The sequence below is a fragment of the Paenibacillus antarcticus genome (assembly GCF_001637225.1).
GTDB classification, from domain to species: Bacteria; Bacillota; Bacilli; order Paenibacillales; family Paenibacillaceae; genus Paenibacillus_AQ; species Paenibacillus_AQ antarcticus.
Genome location: NZ_LVJI01000006.1, coordinates 133,581 through 153,990, shown reverse-complemented (window position 1 = coordinate 153,990; position 20,410 = coordinate 133,581). Strand labels below are relative to the sequence as shown.

Below are 20,410 nucleotides of genomic sequence, written 5' to 3'. Positions count from 1 at the left end.
AACCCTTTGAAGGAGTAGTGACCTATGATCACCACGGTAACCTTAAATACAGCACTAGATATTACTTATACCATTCCTCAATTCCAAGTGAATCAATTGCACAGAATGCGTGGTTACCTATCTGTTCCAGGCGGTAAAGGTGTAAATGCCGCTCGGGTATTACAAACTTTAGGCGAATCAGTTACAGCTACAGGTTACGTAGCAGGATATCAAGGTGCTACCCTATTAGCAGGTCTGGAGTCCGAGACGATTCCCTCTGACTTCATCGTTCTTCGTAATGGTGAAACCAGACGGGCCATCACCATTCTTGATCCTATGCTTGGCACAAGCACTGAACTTATAGAGGACGGTCCCACCATAACAGAAACAGAGCTACAGGAGCTTCGTCTAAAAGTAGAATCTTTGGCTAAAGACGCTGCTTGGGTACTGCTATGTGGTAGTCTACCCCTTGGCTGTCCCACTTCGATCTATGCGGAGCTTGCCGAAATTGCACACCATCAAGGGGCTAAGGTAGCATTAGATACTCGTGGGGAGGCTCTCCGGGAAGGCCTTCAAGGGAAGCCAGATCTAGTAAAACCTAATGAGCATGAATTAGCTGAACTAACAGGGATTAGCGAAGATGATGACTATGGGACGCTTCAGGCTATAGCTTCCTTATTAAGTTCGGATACCCAACTTATCGTTGTGTCACAGGGTGCCCGCGGGGCACTCGCAGGTTATGGTGGAACATTCTATAGAATTCAGATTCCAAGAGTACATGCCATAAACCCCGTAGGTAGTGGTGATTCGATGATGGCCGGTCTCGTGAGTGCTCTTCATAAAGGGCAGAACATCGTCGAAGCTCTCAAACAAGGTGCAGCCTGCGGAACGGCTAATACACTTCACACGATGGCCGGAAAAGTAACCCTGCAGGAAATTGGCGCTATTTATAAGGATATACAGATCATCCCCGTCTAACCTGATGACTCAGGATTGAATCAGGGCATCTGTCAGTAATGTGATAAGTCATGAAACACCAAAAAAGCCGACTCCTAAACATTGCTCAAGGAATCAGCTTTAAGAACTACTATGAACTAATCAAACATGAGTCAAGTTCTGCTCGACATGAGCGTAACATGGCAATATCATAAGGTAGAAACTCTTGGAGAATATAACCCAGACTTCTGTATATTGGAGATCGCGCTTCCTTACATAAGGCCTCAGCTACACTTGGAACCCACTGCATGACATGCTGCTCTAAAAACTGAATTTGAGAATCCATTAACGCGTGTTGTGAAGCCCGCAAGCATACATCATCTGACATTCGTTCACCGAGTACTGCCATATATTCAAGCTCAATTGAGATATGATCATCTTGTTCAAGGACCAATTTATTAAAGACAATGCCCGATTGTGCATACCTATTACGGATATCTAACATATAATCCACACTATTCTTACTTAACATACTTCGATAGTCATTCTCACAAAGCGAAGGAAATATCGGCCGAACGCCTTCAAATAAACGGTGATACTCAGCCCTCTCTACTTCGCATAGCTTCGTCAATTGTTCAGGCATTGTATTCGATAAATAATCTTTAAGTTTCTGACCTTCTTTGGTCAGGAATACTTCTTCTCTCATAGCCATATGTTTCTGCCACTGGGCAATCAGAGACAATCTTGGCCGGTTCCTTAAGAAGTCTATAAGTAGTTGATACACCCAACCTCTTCCTTGCTTCCAACGTACACATTCTTCGGAATCTCTAACCATTACCAAAGTCATCGTCATCATCTAACCTCCTTATATATTTACAATGTGAGAAGGTACAATATAATAAAAACAATAAACGTTAGCGCTTTCTTATCATTAAGATTACATCAAAACTTAAATAATTCATGTGACATTATTCACAAAATTAACCAATTTATTTCTAGACCATCCTTGCTTGAAATTTGAATCATATCTTAAAAGGCAACTGCATACGCTACTAGGGACAAAGCGTCATTTGATACATGCATTTCATATAACCCTTTATGATATGGAAATTTACTGGTTTGAATCCCCTTACAACACGTGATAAAGTGAAGTGGTCAACTTAAACACAGTAAATAGCCATTGTCGATTTGCATTCAAATCGGAAAGGAATGTCGATATTGCGTGAATCTATACAAATAAAGTCTTCCTTAACCACCCTTAAGCTATTTAATTTCTTCATATATGGCACCATGGTCATCTTCACAAGCTTTTTTCAACTGTACCTACAGGATGTTGGTATGAAGAAATTTGAAATCGGAGCACTCATGGCCCTAGGGCCCTTTGTCTCCTTGTTCGCTAACCCTTTTTGGAGATATTGTGGCGACCGTCTGCTTAATATGAAACGTATTATCATTATTATGATGAGTGGAGCATTAGTACTGGCACAGTTTGTTTTTCAAGCCGATACCTATGCCATGGTGTATTTAGCCATGATTCTATTCTTTTTCTTTCAGACGCCCATCTTCTCTCATAGTAACAGCCTTATTCTAGGCTATATTGAGAATACTCCTTATCAGTTTAGTTCTTTTCGTATATGGGGATCGATTGGTTGGGGCGTAACTGCCATTGCTGTTGGACAAATTCTAGATTGGACGGGTATATCCAAAGTATCGACATTATTTACTGCTGTCCTTATCATAGCCATTGGAGCGGTCTTAATTCTTCCTCCACTCAAACGTTCTTCCAATTCACCTACATTGTATCTCAAAGGGTTTACCAATATCATGAGTAATCGATACTTTCTCTCTTTTATTCTGATGGGTGTTCTGGTATCGATCCCTAATGCAATGAATAACACATTTATGTCATTATATATAACTGAACTCGGAGGCTCCAAAAGAATTGTCGGGTTAGCCGTATTCCTATCTGCTTTTTTGGAAGTTGCTATGTTCTTCCTATTTGATCGATTTATGAAACGCAAAATATCTTGGATGTTAGGCTGTCTTGCCTTAGTGAGTCTACTCTTCGGTCTTCGCTGGCTCTTGATGGCTGAAGCCACACTTCCTCTACAAGTCGCTGCCATTCAAGTTCTACACTGTATCACCTTTGGCGGATTCTTCTATATTGGAACTCAATTAACATCGTTATTATTACCTCGTCCCTATCGTGCAACTGGCCAAGCTGTATACACACTCGCATTGAGTGGTATCTCAGGTGTTATTGGTGCATTTATAGGCGGGTGGTTGTTCCAGAACTTCGGTGCAGAAGCGATGTATAGAACAGGAATGTTATTTGCTTTAATAGGTGCTGTAGGATTCGGATGGATGTGGTACTTGATCCTTAAGCAAGGATATAGACTCTCTCTTACCGAACGTAAAGAAGATCCCGATGAAGACCTAGACATATAAGCTATCTAGCAAACAAAGCAACTCTCAGTGATATCACTGAGAGCTGCTTTGTTTTCTGGAATTAGAACCTATTTCATTTTAAATGAACTCTTGAGCGAAACGATTCGGTTAAATACCGGATGGCCTGGTGTGGAGTACTTAGAGTCCACATTGAAGTAACCATGACGGAAGAATTGGAATTTATCCTGAGGAGCTACGACTCTCATTCCTGGTTCTATAAACCCTTGCACGATCTCCAATGAATTCGGATTGATTTGATCAAGGAATGTTTTCTCTTCTTTCTCCTCAGTCTCTTCCATCTCCTCATCGGATTCCTCAGCCTTGATGAGCGGCTCGTACAAACGGAATTCAGCCGGAACAGCTTGGCTTGCATCGATCCAATGGATCGTTCCTTTTACTTTACGAGCGTTAAATCCACTTCCACTCTTCGTCTCAGGGTCATAAGTGCAGTGAATCTCAACCACATGACCTTCTTCATCCTTGATAACATCATTACATTTAATGAAATATGCGTTCTTCAACCGCACTTCATTACCTGGGAATAGTCTGAAATACTTGTTAGGTGGAATCTCCATAAAGTCATCTTGCTCAATATATATTTCACGTGAGAATGGTACTTGGCGATTCCCCATCTCAGGATTCTCAATATTATTCTCAACTTCAAACCACTCATTCTGATCTTCAGGATAATTGGTAATCACCACTTTGAGTGGGTTTAATACCGCCATCGTACGAGGTGCCTTAAGCTTTAAATCCTCACGAATAAAGTGCTCAAGCATTTGTAGATCGACGATACCCTGTGTCTTCGAAATACCCGTCTCATAAATAAAGTTGCGAATGGCCTCCGGTGTATAACCTAGTCTACGTAAGCCCGAAATTGTTGGCATACGTGGATCGTCCCAACCATCAACATGTTGTTCATCAACAAGTAACTTCAACTTTCTTTTACTCGTTAATGTCTGCGCGACATTCAAGCGTCCGAACTCATATTGATGAGGAACATTAGGCATTTCGCATTCCGCCACTACCCAGTCATAGAAAGGACGTTGATCTTCAAATTCCAGCGAGCATAGGGAATGTGTAATTCCCTCAATCGCATCTTCTAACGGATGCGCGAAGGCATACATCGGATAGATACACCATTTATCGCCCGTGTTATGGTGGTAAGTATGAGAAATCCGATAAATGATCGGGTCACGCAAGTTGATATTAGGTGATGACATATCAATCTTAGCACGCAAGACTTTAGCACCATCGCTAAACTTACCTGCACGCATACTTTCAAACAACTCAAGATTCTCTTCCACACTACGATCACGATATGGACTGTTACTACCAGGTGACTTCAACGTTCCTCGAGTCTCACGAATTTGATCGGGACTAAGGTCATCTATAAAGGCTTTCCCTTTCTTGATTAACAACACTGCACGATTGTACATCTCATCGAAATAATTAGAAGCGAATCTAAGCTCTTCCCATTCGAATCCAAGCCACTTCACATCTTCCTGAATGGATTTCACATATTCAGTATCTTCTTTGACAGGATTGGTATCATCGAATCGCAGATTCGTCTTACCACCGAATTCAGCAGCTAAAGTAAAGTTAATCCAGATTGCTCTAGCATGTCCGATATGTAAATAACCGTTAGGCTCTGGTGGAAAACGTGTCACGATTTCCTTCACCTTACCGGATTTCAAATCTTCCGTAATCACATTCTTAATAAAATTGGAGGGCGTGCTTGGGTTCTCCATTGCAATCAACCTTTCGTTGTTGAGATATATGTCTTATCTTGTTTCGCGCATAAATTACTTCATACAAATATACCTGTAAAATGAGGATAGTTCAATAACAGCAGATCTTTGTAGATTCATCCAAATCTGCTTACACAATTGTTCAGACAGACCTTTTTGACCATGAGCTTCCATTAAGATAACATGAACATCAGAGACTACAACCAAAAAAGGAGGTCCGATTACACGATGAAGACGATGAAATTACCCAAAGAACAACGAGATCAAGTCATACAGCGTATCCAGCAATATTTCGAAGAAGAACGAGGTGAAACGATTGGTGATCTAGCCGCAGACGGCGTATTCGAATTCTTCATGTCGCAACTAGCACCCATTGTTTATAATCAAGCCCTTAGTGACTCAAGGCACTTAGTGAGACAGCAAATGAGTTCACTTGAGGAAGATCTATACGCATTGGAGTATCAGATGAAGCAAACGCGTTAACGATAAAACAGGAATACATAAATGTTATCCATTTAATAGAGGTTCATCCAACCATCTTTCAAATTTCTCTCTTACGACAGACGCCAGAACGTCCAATTCCATCATACGTTGCAACGTATCTCGGTCTCTGTCGCTACGAGTACTAGCAAGAAGTCGCAGAATTTCGACTACTTTCACTTGTCCAGGATGCGAATCAAGCTTATGAATAGCTGAAGTCCCACTCATATACCCTGTCTGTAATACCCTGCAATAGAACCCACTAAATCCGGTCTTCAGAACTTGAGCAGGCAGATCTGAAGCCCCATGTTTCTGAGAAAGCTTAAAGCAAGGATATCTTGGCTGACTAACTTGTAGAATCGCTTCACCCACTTGAAAGGTATCCCCAATGCAGACTTCTGTCTCTAACATCCCTGTGACAGTTAAATTCTCTCCGAATGCTGCATACGTAAAAGGCTTCCCAAGCTCCCTCTCCCAGTATGAATAATGTTCGTATGGATATACGCACACTGCTTTATCGGGTCCACCATGATGCACAAGATCGGCTTGTCCATCTCCATCAAATAGCTCGTTACCCAAAAAGACTTTCCCCTCTACCGACTGCTTGTAAATCCCTGTCTCTAGCTCTTTACCTTTATACTCAACCGTGATGGGTTTCCCCACATTTAATGAAATCAATTGTCGTCTCATGCTATCTAGCTCCCCCCCTTCAATTCAATCAAGACTAGTTATGTAGATACATGTCGTTCATAGTTCAACCAAGACCATGCTCTCATTGAAATGACATATAGTAAATAAAAGAAAACAATTAACTTAATGATTCCTTGAATATCTAAAAAAATGGAAACAATCGTTATGATAGCAGTAAAAATAATAGATAACGAATACACTCTCGAGTTAATAGGCCCACTTACAAGTAATCCAGATAATCCTTTCGCGACAGCACCGTAACATTTGGTATGATACGGTTCAATTGCCCATATTCCTTGTTGAACCACAACCAATTCTCCACGATCTTCAATATGTTTAGAACAATGTTGACAATATAATTCTTTCATCATCATCGACCTCCTGATCCATTGATTACTCCATCACTCTTTAATTCATAAAGTATCCCATCAAGACATCATCTACATATCGTCCATTAACATGGAATTCATTAACGAGTCTACCTTCGATCACGAAACCACATTTCTTGTAAAATTTCAAAGCAGCCGGATTCGAGGAAAGCACACGTAAGCTCAACTTCTTTATCCCTTGCTCTGATGCCCATGCCTTCACCATCTCCATCAATCTTGTTCCAATTCCCTCATGTTGATATTGTGGATGAACAGCAATATTGATCTCAAATACATGCTGATTCGTTCTAATCATCGTAGGATAGCGAAATCCTACATATCCGCATAATTGTTCATCAACGACAGCTACCAACTGTGACCCCGGTTGACAATGCCGAAGGAAATCCTCGCGTGATGTCCAGTTTAAAGGCTCAGGAGAACTATTATCATCCCATACAACAGCATCCAGAGCCATGATCTGTTGTGCATCCTTCATTTCAGATAAGCGAATGGTGAGCGTTCGTTGGTTACTCTTCAATATATTTCACCCCTTTTCATAAATCTGTTCAACTAGCTATTTCAGACTTATTATCCCGATTCTGCATAGCATGTACTATAAAAAATATTACGCCAATCACAGCTGTCCCTGTTGCTAACCATGCGACTGGAATAAGTCCACCTCCATCGTATAAGAGTCCCATGGTATAGGGCCCTATGACCCTTCCGATAGCCCCGACTCCTCCGCTCAATCCAATGTAGAAAGGAGCTGATCGTCCCGCGTGATCTGAGATAAAGGCAGGAATAGCAGGTGATATTAGCATTTCACCCAACGTTGCAAGCACCATAGCTAATACTAAACCAGGATAGTTATGGGTTATTAATATCACGATATATGAAGATAGATAGAAAACGGCACTCATCGTCATCTGCGATGAAGCGGATCTCGTAAGCCACCGCTTTAATAGACTGATGATAGGTTGAGCCACGAAGATTAAAATACCGTTTAGCGTCCAGAGGAATCCATACGCTTTCTTGGGGAAACCTTCTGAAATAATAATTGGAGATACACCCGAATTCCACATCGAATTACCTAATAATATAAACAACGATCCTAGGCCTAAGTATAAATAAATGCGAGTATTCCCAAGTAACCGCCATATGTTCTCGCCAGAGATCGGTATATTTCTTTTGTCTAAATGGACTTCACCCTGATCATGATCGAGACGATTCAAGTAGATTAGAAAGAACACTGCAAATACAGCCGAAGTTAACCCATTCGCAATAAATGTGAGCTTGTACGAAATATCTGCTAGGAACCCACTTAGGGCGGTTCCTAACGCTACGCCAATATTGTTAGCGACATAAATAATATTAAATAACTCTCCACGGCGATCTGCAAATCTGAATCCGATGAATGCCTGAATCGCAGGGAGTGACAATGCATTACAGAATCCGATAAAACCCATTAACGCCATATAGAAATACCAGAATTGACTAGTCACTGGCAGAGCGAACAGCCCCACTGCGTTCAGAACTAATGACCCTACGATAAGCTTCTTAACGCCAACCCGGTGATACAGTGATCCTCCTAACAATTGTCCTAAGATTCCACCTAAAGCTTGAACCAATATTACAAGTCCAGCATCTGCCATATTATGTCCCAATTCATCAAATACAAACATCGTTGTTAAGGGCCACATCAGCGCGCTACCTGTGGAATTGATCAGACTTGCAAGGAGGAATACCTTCACTTCTTTCGGGTATGTTGGTAATACTCTCATAATGTTGTAATCTCCTAGATGTGTATTCATAGATGCTAGATTATAGAGACGTATCACAATGAATGCAGCAATCTATTCTACTACCGCTTTACTTACTTCAACCGTTGTTGAGAAGAAGGTCGCACCCTCACCCATATCTGCAAGTCGATCTGGTGTTAATACGTTAGCGCTTTGCTTCTTGCCATCCTTTTCCCACCATAATCCTTGACTGATCACAGTACCAGGAAGCATTTTGTCGGTCACAATAGCTTTTAACTCATACCGTCCACGCTGATTAAATACAATCACATCATTCTGATCTTCAATCCCTCTTGCCGCAGCGTCTTGTGGATGGATTTGGAGTGTCGGCGCTTTTTCGATTCTTTGAAGCTTCTCCACATTAGCAAAAGTAGAATTCAGAAAATTATGATTCGGTGGCGAGATGAACATAAGTGGAAAATGATCATTTACCCCTGGACGGTGTTCGCCATCGTAACCTTCCTTAAGCGGTACATACTCCGGAAGTGGAGGTAAGCCCGCCGCCATCATCGCTGATGAATACAGCTCTATTTTACCCGAACGTGTCGGTAGGTGTTCAAGAAAGCTCTGCTGTGGCGTCATATCCAGCTTCACGAATCGGTGCTCCTTCAGTGCCTCAAGTGTCACACCATTCAGATACGGGTTGGATGGATATTGTAGCGCCTCCGTAATCATGTCCTCTTCACTTTGACTGAAAGAAGCTTCGTCCATACCCATCGCACGACCTAGAAGCGAGAATAGCTCCATATTACTCTTACTCTCTCCTTGTGCAGGAATAACAGGCTCTTGTAGCTGGATATAATGATGCCAATAGGAGCTAAAGAGATCCGTACTCTCAAAAGATGATGTGGCAGGCAACACGATATCTGCATACTTCGCCGTATCTGTCACGAACAAGTCGTGTACGACCGTGAATACATCCTCACGAGCAAATCCTCGCTTCACGCGATCTGCATCTGGTGCAACGACAACAGGATTACTGCAATATACGAATAATGCCTTCACAGGATTGTCTTCCCATTCCAGTGCTTCAGCAATACGATTCATATTGATTGTACGTGCTTTAGGATTAGACCTTAGCTGTGGCCGCTCAAGCTTAGCACTGTTCATCTCTGCATAGCCCCCATTAGATCTTGAAGCTCCACCACCACGTCTTAGCCATTGTCCCGTCAAGGCGGGCAAACATGTAATGCTCCGTACATTCATACCCCCATTATCATGATGCTGAAGACCATTCCCAATATGAATGTAAGAAGTATCGGCGCGTCCATACATGACAGCAAGCTTCTCAATATCTTCGATAGGAACGCCTGTAATACGAGATACTCTCTCTGGTGTATAAGACTCTACCTGCTTACGAAGTTCCTCATGCCCTATCGTGTATTGCTTCATAAATTGTTCATTCACAAGATCATCTCTGAACATCACATGCATCATCCCTAGAGCGAGAGCAGCATCTGTACCCGGATAGAGGGGAATAAACCAATCCGCCCATTGGGCTGTTCGATTACGGTGTACATCAATGACGATTACCTTTGCACCCCGTTTGCGAGCTTGCTCTGCTAACACCACTTGATGCATGTTCGTGCTAATAATATTACCACCCCATACGATAATAACATCGGCATTAATCGTGTCTTCTGGGCTTGTTCCACCATTAAACCCCATCGTATACTTCCAGCCTGCTGTACCCGCGGAGTTACAAATGGACTGCTTCAAACGACTTGCTCCAAGCGCATTGAAGAAGCGACGGTCCATCCCGTCTACGCTGAGAATCCCCATATTTCCGTAGAAGCTATAGGGAAGAATAGACTCCGATCCATGATCACGAATGCACTGATTCAGACGACTTGTAATCTCACTAATAGCCTCATCCCATGAGATTCGTTCGAACTGACCTTCACCCTTTGCTCCTATTCGTCTCATTGGATACAATATCCGATCAGGATGATACACACGCTCTGTCATGTTTCTTACTTTATTGCAGATGGCTCCCTGCGTAATGGGATGGTCTGGGTCACCTGTAACTTTTACAATTTTGCCCTTCTCTTTATGCAGTAGCAGACCGCATGTATCTGGACAATCGAGCGGACATACCGCTTTAAACACACCATTCTCTTGTTCGATCATTTCTGCTACACTCCTTAGAATCTTTGTACATAAACGTCATCTGACCTTCATTATCTTCTATCATAAATCTACAACTTCAATTCCGCAAAGAATAACTAATAATACTTGCCCAGATCTAGTTAAGCACTATAGTTAAATGAAAAAAAGTCGACTCTCCTATTTGTCCTTAGGAAATATCGACTTAACAGATCATAATACATACTGTCTTAACCTTACAACACACGTTTGTGCGATGTACTCGCTTTGGAGTTACTATCGGTTACCGTAAGCGAAGCCCCATCTGGCTCTCTTAGGTAGGATAAATAATAGGCAGCTGCCACAAAAATAACACCACCTGCTAAATTACCTAACCAGACGGGAACGAAATTCATCCAATATTCTCCCCACGAATAGTACCCTGCAAAGATGGCTGCTGGGATCAGAAACATATTGGCTACAACGTGCTGAAATCCAATAGCTACAAAGGCCATTGTCGGGAACCAGATCCCTAATATTTTGCCACTTATATTATCTGAGCTATAAGACAACCATACCGCTAAAGCTACTAACCAGTTACATCCTACGCCTGAGACGAATGCTTGTAGAAATGTGGCATCTAATTTGTGTCCAGCCATATCTACTACTTTCTCCAAATATACGCCTGTCTCGGTTAATCCAACGATATGTCCAAAAAAATAAGCGATAAATATGGCTCCTGCAAAGTTAGCCAATGTAATTAATATAAGATTCTTAAACGTCTCCCAAGTCGAAATTTTCTTTGCCATACGAGCGAGAGGGACCGCCATCATATTCCCTGTTAACAGTTCACCACCAGCCAATAGTACTAGAATAAGTCCCACTGGAAACACGGATGCACCAATGAAATTAATGATGGAACTCCATTCTTTCGGCGCTCCAGAAATAACACGAATATCTAGCAGAAACCCAAGTGCAATAAAGGCGCCACCTAAGAAACCAAGAATGAGTACTGTAGCAAGTCGATTACGGGCTTTCTTCGTACCCATCTCAACTGCTATTTCAGCAATTTGCTGAGGTTTGTAATAGGCCATGATCCTATCCCCTCTAATCCAATATAGTTAAAATCTAATCTATTTATTATTATTGTAACGTAATTCTTTCCAATCTAAACGTAATAAATATCACATTAGCTGAAATGAAGTGAATATTTTCACAAAATAGTTATGATTTTTCATGATGTGACCCTGGACGCTTGTAATTTTATATACAAAAACACCCCCTGATGTGTGATCAAGAGGTGTTCCTGTTAGATAGTTTATAGAAGACTGAATTACTAATTAGTTAAACATATCATCCTAGACCAACACAGGGTCTACCTTAGTTAGAGCAGGCAACGCCTGTAAACCAGCCGTATTCAAGAAGTTCCATGGTTTGTTGTAATGCGGTTGGAAGAAGAAATCGATAAAGCCTAACTGATCAATAGTCATCCGATTCTGGATACAAACAGAGATCGTATTAATCGATTGTGTTAGATCCACCTTCGACATAAGCTGAGCACCCACAATACGCCGAGTATCTTTTTCAAATACAACCTTCAACGTCACACTTTCCGATGTTGGCATAAATTCAGGACGGTAATGGTCGGTCATACTCACTGTCTCTACTTGTAACCCTTCTTCTAGTGCAGCTAATTCCGTTAAACCTGTCGCAGCAATATTGTCTTCGTATATTTTGATGCCCGATGTCCCTTGCGTGCCCATATATGGAATCGTCTGACCCATCAAGTTGCGTGCAACGAGCGTTCCCATACGTACAGCATTCGTAGCTAAGGGAATGTAGGCATGTTTGCCTGTTGGATTGTAATGTATCGCACAGCTATCGCCTGCGGCAAAGACATCCTTCTTACTTGTCTGCATATAATCATCAACGATAATTGCACCGTTCGGTAGCATATCGACTTGCCCTTTGAGAAGTTCTGTATTCGGACGGAAACCAATACATAGAATAACCATGTCTGTTTCATATTCCCCTTGAGAAGTAATGACTTTGCTGACACGACCATCCGTTCCTTCAAATGCGGTTACTGTCTGATTCAATGCAAGCTTAATGCCCTTGTTCTGAAGGGTCTCTTGAATGGCATCTGTGAACTCAGGATCAAGATATTTGTTAAGAATTCGATCAACACCATCAATCAACGTCACTTCTTTACCATTCATCTGAAAAGCTTCTACCAATTCAACACCGATGTAACCTGCACCAACAACCGTTATATGCTTCGCATGACTCGCCTTTTCAATAATGGTGTTCGAGTGGTTGTAATTCTTACACAGCAAGATATTGTCTAATTTAATCCCCTCAAGGTTCGGGATGATCGGCCATGATCCTGTTGTCATAATCAATTTATCGTAGGTATCTTCAAATTCTTCCCCGTTCACTAAATTACGAACGGTAAGACGTTTCTGATCCGTATCTATATTTATCACTTCATGACGCATATTTGTATTAACGCCCAATGCTGCTAGTTGATCTGGAGAAGAGTAGAAAAGACCATGTGGATCACTCACAACACCACCCACATACAATGCTATTCCACAAGACAAGAAAGATATATTATCATTACGCTCATATACGGTGATTTCAGCTTCCGGATATAATTTTGCGGTATTTACGATGGCTGCGGTTCCGGCGTGTGTACAACCTATAGTTACTATTTTCATGATTTATTCCTCCTCCAAATTGGGTGTTCCATATTTTTATCTATATATTTCAAAAGGGAACATTGTGAATTAATTCACCTTTATACCCTTTATTATAGTGTGATTTTTTTCACATTACAAGGGATATTGCAATAGTTTTCACAATGTTCACATTTACACACTTCCATTAACCATAGGGACTCTCAGCATTAGAAGCTCTCGCCCCTTCGTCATATGGGAAAATATGTGATGAATATCATATCTAGATTTGTAGCATAACGTTCTAAATCACCTACTTTAGTGTGACCATAAGTACTGCATTTATTCAGATAAAACTATCTGAAAGCGGTGAATCCCCTTTAGTGCATCATCTTGGTATTAGAATTCAAGAACTACAGCACAAACAAACCGACTCTATTCAGAGTTGGTTTGTTTGTGTGAGCATATTTAATGTATCCCCCAATGGGATTTAGAAATAATCTGAAAAATAAGGGTGCTCCGTACGAATTAATTTCTCAAGCAATTGGACGCTTGCATCATCACTTTGCATACGACCTATCCTTGCGAGATACGTTGGGCGTTTGTAACCCATAAACATCGTGGTCATTGTCGGTATGTCTATCGTGACAGAAGGTTTACCTCCACCTTCCTTCAAGTAACCCTTCCCCGCTTTATCCACGGTTAATGTAAAGGTTCCTTGATTCCATTCGAGCATGGGGTCGTGCAGACTGAATACCAGCTGACAATCCGTTTCTTGAAGTTGAAATGGGTACTGCTCAATGAAGAGTGCAACGTCAACAATCCGAGCCATGTAATACGGGGCAATGGTCTCCTTAATATCGCCATCATCAAGTATGAACGCGAGCGGCTCATCCTTATAAATATCACCCTTAACCAAGGTTATCATCGAAAAGTGAGCACTAACGAAATTCCATAATCCTGTGCGTGCCTCTTCATCAAGATACATCATCTCTTTTATATGAAAGACTTCCTCAGATATCCAATACAAGAGATACCCCATTGGCTTCTCGTCACTGTTATAATAAATGGCTACTGTCATGTCATCCAAATCCCAGCGCAAATACTCTTCCCATGCCAGTTCGTTACGAAGCATTGCCCCATGATTTTGTAAAGCAAACTCCTCATAGATCTTCTTGATATCCGGATGCTCAATCGTTACACGATCTACATTACCTGGTACCATTTTCAGCTTCGGTAGCTGAGTATCTTGAACTTCAAAAGAGATTTTATCGGATATAATTTCCCAACCTTTACGACGGTAATAGGGAATCGAGTACGGGTACAAATACGAAATCGATTGTTTCCGATCTCTCATATTGCTTAAGGCGTGTAACATGAGCTTATTCATTAAGCCCAAATTGGCATACTCGGGGTAAGTTCCAACGCCTGTCAGCCCCCCCATATCATAAATACGACCAAATAGATTCACCTGAAAAGGGTACACAGCAAGTTGTGATATGAGCTTATCGCCATCAAACCAACCTAATACATCAGCATGCTTCAGAATAGGTAACTTGGATTGTGCAATCTCCCTATTCTCCCAGCCGAATGTTTGTAAATCACGGTTGGTCACTTGAAAAACATAACGCAGCAAATCATTAAACTGCTCCCCGTGTATCGTTTCGACACTCTTTAATTTGAGTCTGTCTTGCAACCTACGGCGATTCATCGCTTATAACCCTCCATTTGTTTAAACACCCATACCCATTAGTTTCTATTTCTACATTGCAAACTATACAAAAGAGAAATAATTTCAATCTCTTACGTATACAGGTATGTGAAATCACGACTGTTAATACCCCAACTGTATGTAACAAAAAAGCCACTCATTTCCGTAGATGGAGTATTCCCCTACAAACAATCAAATGAGGCGAGCCTATAAAAAGTCTACCATGTTCTTAACATCGGTTCAAATTCCACTTATAAAATCTAACTCACTAGGAGAACATGCTACTATGTCTTTACTAACCCGTAATAACGATGCCATACTGCTACTTATGTTCAACATATTTTTTAGTATTTGCAGGAATAGGACTGGTCACTCCTATTATGCCCAATTATATAAATACGCTCGGATTATGTCCCGATTAGTTAGGGAAGAACAGCGTTTCGTTGCGGGTATGAACACCGCCTACACTGGCCTTGAAAACATTGCAGAGCCTGTTATTGCTGGATTTTTATTTGATTACAATATAAATTACTGTATATTCGTGTAGCTTTCGCTCTTCTACTCTGCTTTATTATTTCTGTTCAGTGGGGTAAGCATCGATGGAGGATCGTTAGATTCATGATGACATTTATCGTAATGACACTTACAATGACAATAATGAGTTCATAGTTAATAGGAGTTGAAATCAACTGAATAAAAAACAGCAAGCGAGTGAGCTGACGAGAAGACGAATCGTTGAGTCAGCACGCCATGTATTTATTCAAAAGGGATATGCAGCAACATCCATTGAAGACCTCGCTGCCGCAACAGGCAGTAGCAAAGGAAATATCTATTATCACTTCAAGAGCAAAGAGGGACTAATGCTCTTTCTATTACAAGAATGGGAACGCGAATGGGAAGAACAGTGGAGTGAACTGGAACCCTTATATGCTACCTTTACAGACAAAATGTATGGTATTGCAGATTACTTAGTCAAGAATGGATTTAATCATCCATTAACCAAAGTAGCAAATGAATTCTACTCTAATAAATGGGTGAAAGATGATATTCAAGAACAAATATCTCAAATCATGCTCGCTCGTGTGAAATTTAACGAGATATTGCTTCAAGAGGGTGTTAACCAAGGGGATTTTGTTTTAGGTCCAGACGAAATCAATATCCTTGCTATTATCTTCGAAGGATTATTAAATGGACTTGGCGAAATGACGCAAAACACCAACTTAGATCAAGCGTTAAAAATATACAAGAAATCGATAGATGTATTTCTGTATGGTATTGCTAAGAGATCATAACATGATATTGTTCACAGCAAATAAGGCTTATACCTCTAGATAGGTATAAGCCTTTCGTATATCTCTAAGTATAAGAATTCCAACTAAATCAATCCTGTAATCACACCATCATCATCCATTTCCATGTGCTCCGCGGCAGGAGACTTAGGCAGACCAGGCATGGTCACAATATTTCCTGTGTGAACAACGACAAATCCTGCACCAGCAGACAAAGAGACATCTTTAACATGCATCGTAAATCCTTCTGGAGCACCTAGCAGGCGTGGTTGATCTGAGAAGGAATATGGTGTTTTGGCCATACACACAGGAAGACTACCATAACCGAGTCGGTTAATCTCGGCAAGTCCTCGTATAGCTGACGGTGAGAAGGATACACCCGCACCTCGATAAATATCTATCACTACCTTTTCAATCTTCGACTTTATATCCAATTCATCCTTATAGAATGTAGTAAAGTTTGAATTCTCATTGTTTAGAAGTTCCACAAGCGTCTGCGCAAATTGTATTGCCCCAGCACTTCCTTCAGCCCATACCTTCGATATTTCTACGCGTACTCCAAGTTGTTGGCAACGTTGTTGTACTAGCTTGATTTCTTCAGAGTCATCTCCTTCGAAATGATTAATAGCAACCAATACAGGTACTCCGAATTTACGAATATTCTCGATATGTCTATCCATATTACATAGTCCTTGATGTAATGCATCAATATTAGGGTACTCAAGCTCCTGCTTTGGAACACCCCCGTTATACTTGAGTGCTTTGAGCGTAACGACAAGGACAGCTGCTGCTGGAGTTAGACTCGCTTGGCGACATTTAATATCAAAAAACTTCTCAGCGCCCAAATCTGCTCCAAATCCTGCCTCTGTTACGACGATCTTGGCCAGTTTCAATGATAACCTTGTGCCAACGACGCTACTACATCCATGTGCAATATTAGCAAAAGGTCCTCCATGTACCATAACAGGTGTACCTTCTAATGTTTGAACGAGATTCGGTTTCATCGCTTCCTTAAGAAGAATAACCATGGCTTCTACTGCGCCTAATTGGACGGCTGTCACGGCTTCTCCCGCTTCGTTATATCCAATGACCATACTACCTAACCTATTCCTTAAGTCTGACAAGTTCTCGCTAAGACATAGAACAGCCATAATCTCAGAAGCTGTCGTAATGAGAAAACCTGCCTCTCTAACGTTACCGTTCCCATCTCCAAGTCCGGTTACCATTTGACGCAGGCTCCGATCATTCATGTCCATAGCACGTTTCCATACGATTCGCTTCGAATCTAATCGTAGGGCATTTCCATGAAATACGTGGTTATCAATCATTGCAGATAATAAATTATGAGCGGATGTTACAGCATGAATATCTCCTGTGAAATGAAGATTGATGTCATCTGCAGGGACAATCTGTGCCTTACCGCTTCCTGTTGCTCCACCCTTCATTCCGAAGCACGGTCCGAGTGAAGGCTCTCTAAGTGCAGCAATGGTAGGTTGTCCTATCGCATTCAAACCTTGTGCAAGGCCGATCGTAGTCAATGTCTTTCCTTCACCCGCGGGCGTTGGATTCATGGCAGTCACAAGGACTAACTTACCGTCTGTACGATGCTTAACCTCTTCCCAAAGGCTGGGATTAATTTTACTTTTATATTTACCGTACAGCTCTAAATGCTCATCCGCGATTCCGATATCTTTAGCTACTTCAACAATAGGTCTCATGTACTCAAGCAACCCCCATTAATATTCTGTAAATATATTCTATTCTCTATCATTATGTAATCAGATAACCACTATTGTAACCGAAAGGAACCTAGAAATATATGAGACTAATCGCATCACGGAATCCAATGGTGACAAAAAAAAGAAAAAGCCTACCTTTTCGGTAGACTTGGTTATGATGTGTAATTACAACAATTCCTTAATCGCCTGTACCATCGTCTCTGGGGATGTCTTCGGCTCGAAACGTTCAACAACTTGTCCCTCACGATTGACCAAGAACTTCGTGAAATTCCATTGAATTGCACTGTCTTCACCAGCACCTGATTGTTGTTCTTTCAAGTACTGAAACAATGGATCTGCTCCCTCGCCATTCACTTCTACTTTGGCAAATACAGGGAAGGTCACACCGAAGTTCACTTGGCAAAAGGATTCCGCTTCTTCACTGCTACCTGGCTCTTGACCACCGAATTGATTGCATGGAAAACCCAAAATTTCTAATCCTTGTTCACGATATTCCTTGTACAATGTTTCAAGATCGCCATACTGTGGCGTCAATCCACACTTACTAGCTGTATTGGCAATGATAAGTACCTTACCCTTGTACTGCTCCAAAGAAACTTGCTTGTTACCCGGAGTAGTTACTGTAAACTCGTATACGGACATCCTAGTTCCCCCTCAATTATCGATTATGACAGATTGAACTCCATTGGATCTAACGTTCTCCTTAATCATATAAGAAATAGCGTTAATATCCAAATTAGCGGCGAGAATCGCCATACAACAGTCGTGATTAGACATAACTTTGCAAGGTTATTCGCATTAGGATTGAATCGGAGCAAGATCGAATGCCTTCGCTATGAGGCGAAACGATTTGAGTCTATCTTCAAAGTTATGAATGATGCTAGCGATCATTATTTCATGTGTATTGTAGTCTTCACATATTTGTAGAATCTGCTCTTTCACTTGCGAAGGATTCCCTATGACAACTCGCTTCCGATTCTCTTCCATACGAAATCTATCATACGGAGTGTATGTATAATTTATTGCTTTGTCCACAGAAGGAGTTCCCATCAACTTCGAACCCTTTCCTAACCGAAGCAAAGAAAGATCCATACTCGAAGCAAGTCTATTCGCCTCTTCCTCGGTATCTGCACAAATAGCAAAGATGGCTACCAAGGATTGCGGCTCACTGAATACTACTGAAGGTTTAAAATTATGCTGATACTTTCTCATGTACTGACTGCCACCATGTCCGTTGATGAATTGAGCGAAAGCAAAACCTGCACCACGCTCTGCAGCAATTACCGCACTATCTCCACTGGATCCAAGTAGCCATATCTCTGGTACTGTATCTACTGTAGGGGTGGCGATCAGACCAGCATAAGGATGTTCCTCACTTAACGTATCATGAATATAAGCTATTAGATCATCTAACTTATCCGAATAACGATCTTCCGCTCGGTCTATTCCCTCCTGAAGTGCACGTGTAGCAAGTGGCATACCTCCTGGAGCACGCCCTACACCTAAATCGATTCGTCCTGGGTACAACCCCTCTAACACGTGAAAGTTCTCTGCCACTTTATAAGGACTGTAATTAGGTAGCATAACACCACCTGAACCTACACGTAACGTTGACGTCTTAGCCGCAACATGAGAAATTAACACTTCAGGGCTCGATCCAGCCAAATTTGTTGAAAAATGATGCTCCGACACCCAGAACCTATGAAATCCCCACTTCTCCGCTTCTTGGGCCATAATGGCGGTCTGAGCAAGTGCTTCTACCGATGTACTTCCTTCTGAAATGGTAGACTGATCCAACATGCTAAGTTTTATCATAAGTCGTCAAGACCTCTCTTAGTAAAAATGATGAAAGATGCTTACATTATACCATTCGGGTATGTCATTCCATCAATGAACTATGTCCGATCAACACTAAATTAATACCATGTCGTACATTACTTAGTCATCTGTTAGACATAAAGAAACCACATGAGGTCGTTACACTCTCATGTGGAAGAAAGTACTCCTACGATCAGGAAGAGCTTTGGGCCAATTTCACTAATAAATGAGACAAACCATGTTGCTCTTCTGGAGTTCCAACTTTCCAAAGCTCCTGTAAAAGTTTCTCTTCATGGTTACGTGGTTCTTCATTGTGTGACAAATAACTAGCAATTTTCTCAGCCATACCTACTAACTGCTCATCACTAAGTCCTATGGACTTCCCAAGATCAATTCTTTTATTTAAGTATTTCTGGAACGATTCGAAATCAGAGAGAATACCCTCCTTACGACCCTCACTAATCCTATCTAATACGTCGTCTACTTTAGCCATATCTACTTCTCCATCTTTATTCACTACGTGATTATGCTCTGACATGGTGAACCTCCTTTAAGCTATTGACCTTATGTCCTCTACTTAAGACTGATTAATGGATATTGTAGAATTAGCATTGGCACCTTGCTCAATTCGTATTCCCC

Annotated in this window: 19 protein-coding genes and 1 pseudogene; 6 read left to right on the top strand and 14 right to left on the bottom strand. The window is 41.4% G+C overall.

Features of this window, described 5'->3' with window-relative positions; all coding sequences use genetic code 11:
* Window positions 1-24 precede the first annotated feature (24 nt).
* Window positions 25-957 (top strand): 1-phosphofructokinase family hexose kinase, encoded by a 933-nt coding sequence (locus PBAT_RS05375; protein WP_068647272.1) that lies wholly within the window; start codon window positions 25-27, stop codon window positions 955-957.
* A gap of 109 nt (window positions 958-1,066) precedes the next feature.
* On the opposite strand, the gene PBAT_RS05370 is transcribed toward PBAT_RS05375, so the two are convergent.
* The gene (locus PBAT_RS05370; RefSeq protein ID WP_068647270.1) at window positions 1,067-1,768 is read right to left on the bottom strand and encodes a TorD/DmsD family molecular chaperone; all 702 of its coding nucleotides are present in this window, start codon (window positions 1,766-1,768) and stop codon (window positions 1,067-1,069) included.
* Window positions 1,769-2,124: 356 nt separating this feature from the next.
* Here PBAT_RS05370 and PBAT_RS05365 point away from each other — a divergent pair, with 356 nt between their 5' ends.
* A complete protein-coding gene (locus tag PBAT_RS05365; RefSeq protein WP_188016993.1) occupies window positions 2,125-3,363 on the top strand; it encodes an MFS transporter in 1,239 nt (412 codons plus the stop codon).
* Window positions 3,364-3,431: 68 nt separating this feature from the next.
* Here the strand turns inward: PBAT_RS05365 and PBAT_RS05360 are convergent, their stop codons facing one another.
* Entirely contained in the window at window positions 3,432-5,114 is a 1,683-nt protein-coding gene (locus PBAT_RS05360) for a glutamine--tRNA ligase/YqeY domain fusion protein (RefSeq protein WP_068647268.1), read from the bottom strand.
* Window positions 5,115-5,342: 228 nt separating this feature from the next.
* Here PBAT_RS05360 and PBAT_RS05355 point away from each other — a divergent pair, with 228 nt between their 5' ends.
* Window positions 5,343-5,597 (top strand): DUF2164 domain-containing protein, encoded by a 255-nt coding sequence (locus PBAT_RS05355; protein ID WP_068647267.1) that lies wholly within the window; start codon window positions 5,343-5,345, stop codon window positions 5,595-5,597.
* 24 nt (window positions 5,598-5,621) lie between these two features.
* Here PBAT_RS05355 and PBAT_RS05350 read toward each other — a convergent pair whose 3' ends face one another.
* From PBAT_RS05350 to PBAT_RS05315, 8 genes are all read right to left on the bottom strand, one after another.
* Window positions 5,622-6,284 carry an MOSC domain-containing protein gene (locus PBAT_RS05350; protein ID WP_068647264.1) on the bottom strand — a complete coding sequence of 221 codons (663 nt, stop codon included), beginning with the start codon at window positions 6,282-6,284 and terminating at the stop codon, window positions 5,622-5,624.
* A gap of 38 nt (window positions 6,285-6,322) precedes the next feature.
* Window positions 6,323-6,655 (bottom strand): hypothetical protein, encoded by a 333-nt coding sequence (locus tag PBAT_RS05345; RefSeq protein WP_068647262.1) that lies wholly within the window; start codon window positions 6,653-6,655, stop codon window positions 6,323-6,325.
* A gap of 37 nt (window positions 6,656-6,692) precedes the next feature.
* Window positions 6,693-7,190 carry a GNAT family N-acetyltransferase gene (locus PBAT_RS05340; RefSeq protein WP_246168345.1) on the bottom strand — a complete coding sequence of 166 codons (498 nt, stop codon included), beginning with the start codon at window positions 7,188-7,190 and terminating at the stop codon, window positions 6,693-6,695.
* Between the two features lie 28 nt (window positions 7,191-7,218).
* Window positions 7,219-8,433 carry an MFS transporter gene (locus tag PBAT_RS05335; protein WP_068647260.1) on the bottom strand — a complete coding sequence of 405 codons (1,215 nt, stop codon included), beginning with the start codon at window positions 8,431-8,433 and terminating at the stop codon, window positions 7,219-7,221.
* A gap of 72 nt (window positions 8,434-8,505) precedes the next feature.
* Window positions 8,506-10,581 (bottom strand): molybdopterin-containing oxidoreductase family protein, encoded by a 2,076-nt coding sequence (locus PBAT_RS05330; protein ID WP_084402839.1) that lies wholly within the window; start codon window positions 10,579-10,581, stop codon window positions 8,506-8,508.
* Window positions 10,582-10,793: 212 nt separating this feature from the next.
* On the bottom strand, window positions 10,794-11,630 hold the full coding sequence (locus PBAT_RS05325; protein WP_068647257.1) for a formate/nitrite transporter family protein: 837 nt from the start codon (window positions 11,628-11,630) through the stop codon (window positions 10,794-10,796).
* 264 nt (window positions 11,631-11,894) lie between these two features.
* Complete coding sequence (locus PBAT_RS05320; RefSeq protein ID WP_068647255.1) at window positions 11,895-13,256, bottom strand: FAD-dependent oxidoreductase; 1,362 nt, start codon at window positions 13,254-13,256, stop codon at window positions 11,895-11,897.
* Window positions 13,257-13,704: 448 nt separating this feature from the next.
* Complete coding sequence (locus tag PBAT_RS05315; RefSeq protein WP_068647253.1) at window positions 13,705-14,925, bottom strand: GNAT family N-acetyltransferase; 1,221 nt, start codon at window positions 14,923-14,925, stop codon at window positions 13,705-13,707.
* A 286-nt stretch (window positions 14,926-15,211) separates the two neighbouring features.
* On the opposite strand from PBAT_RS05315, the gene PBAT_RS05310 reads away from it, so the two are divergent.
* From PBAT_RS05310 to PBAT_RS05305, 3 genes and pseudogenes are all read left to right on the top strand, one after another.
* Complete coding sequence (locus PBAT_RS05310) at window positions 15,212-15,472, top strand: hypothetical protein (protein ID WP_068647251.1); 261 nt, start codon at window positions 15,212-15,214, stop codon at window positions 15,470-15,472.
* A 142-nt stretch (window positions 15,473-15,614) separates the two neighbouring features.
* A pseudogene (locus PBAT_RS26295) lies at window positions 15,615-15,776 on the top strand (TetR/AcrR family transcriptional regulator); the annotation flags it as partial.
* A 9-nt stretch (window positions 15,777-15,785) separates the two neighbouring features.
* Window positions 15,786-16,217 (top strand): TetR family transcriptional regulator C-terminal domain-containing protein, encoded by a 432-nt coding sequence (locus PBAT_RS05305; RefSeq protein ID WP_338045663.1) that lies wholly within the window; start codon window positions 15,786-15,788, stop codon window positions 16,215-16,217.
* An 83-nt stretch (window positions 16,218-16,300) separates the two neighbouring features.
* Here PBAT_RS05305 and PBAT_RS05300 read toward each other — a convergent pair whose 3' ends face one another.
* From PBAT_RS05300 to PBAT_RS05285, 4 genes are all read right to left on the bottom strand, one after another.
* Window positions 16,301-17,932 carry a formate--tetrahydrofolate ligase gene (locus PBAT_RS05300; RefSeq protein WP_068647247.1) on the bottom strand — a complete coding sequence of 544 codons (1,632 nt, stop codon included), beginning with the start codon at window positions 17,930-17,932 and terminating at the stop codon, window positions 16,301-16,303.
* Window positions 17,933-18,118: 186 nt separating this feature from the next.
* Complete coding sequence (locus PBAT_RS05295) at window positions 18,119-18,595, bottom strand: glutathione peroxidase (protein ID WP_068647246.1); 477 nt, start codon at window positions 18,593-18,595, stop codon at window positions 18,119-18,121.
* Between the two features lie 156 nt (window positions 18,596-18,751).
* Window positions 18,752-19,768, bottom strand: coding sequence for an LLM class flavin-dependent oxidoreductase (locus PBAT_RS05290; protein ID WP_068647244.1), 1,017 nt, complete (start codon window positions 19,766-19,768; stop codon window positions 18,752-18,754).
* Window positions 19,769-19,964: 196 nt separating this feature from the next.
* Window positions 19,965-20,309: a DUF3243 domain-containing protein gene (locus PBAT_RS05285; protein WP_068647242.1), complete on the bottom strand. Its 345-nt coding sequence runs from the start codon at window positions 20,307-20,309 to the stop codon at window positions 19,965-19,967.
* Window positions 20,310-20,410 lie beyond the last annotated feature (101 nt).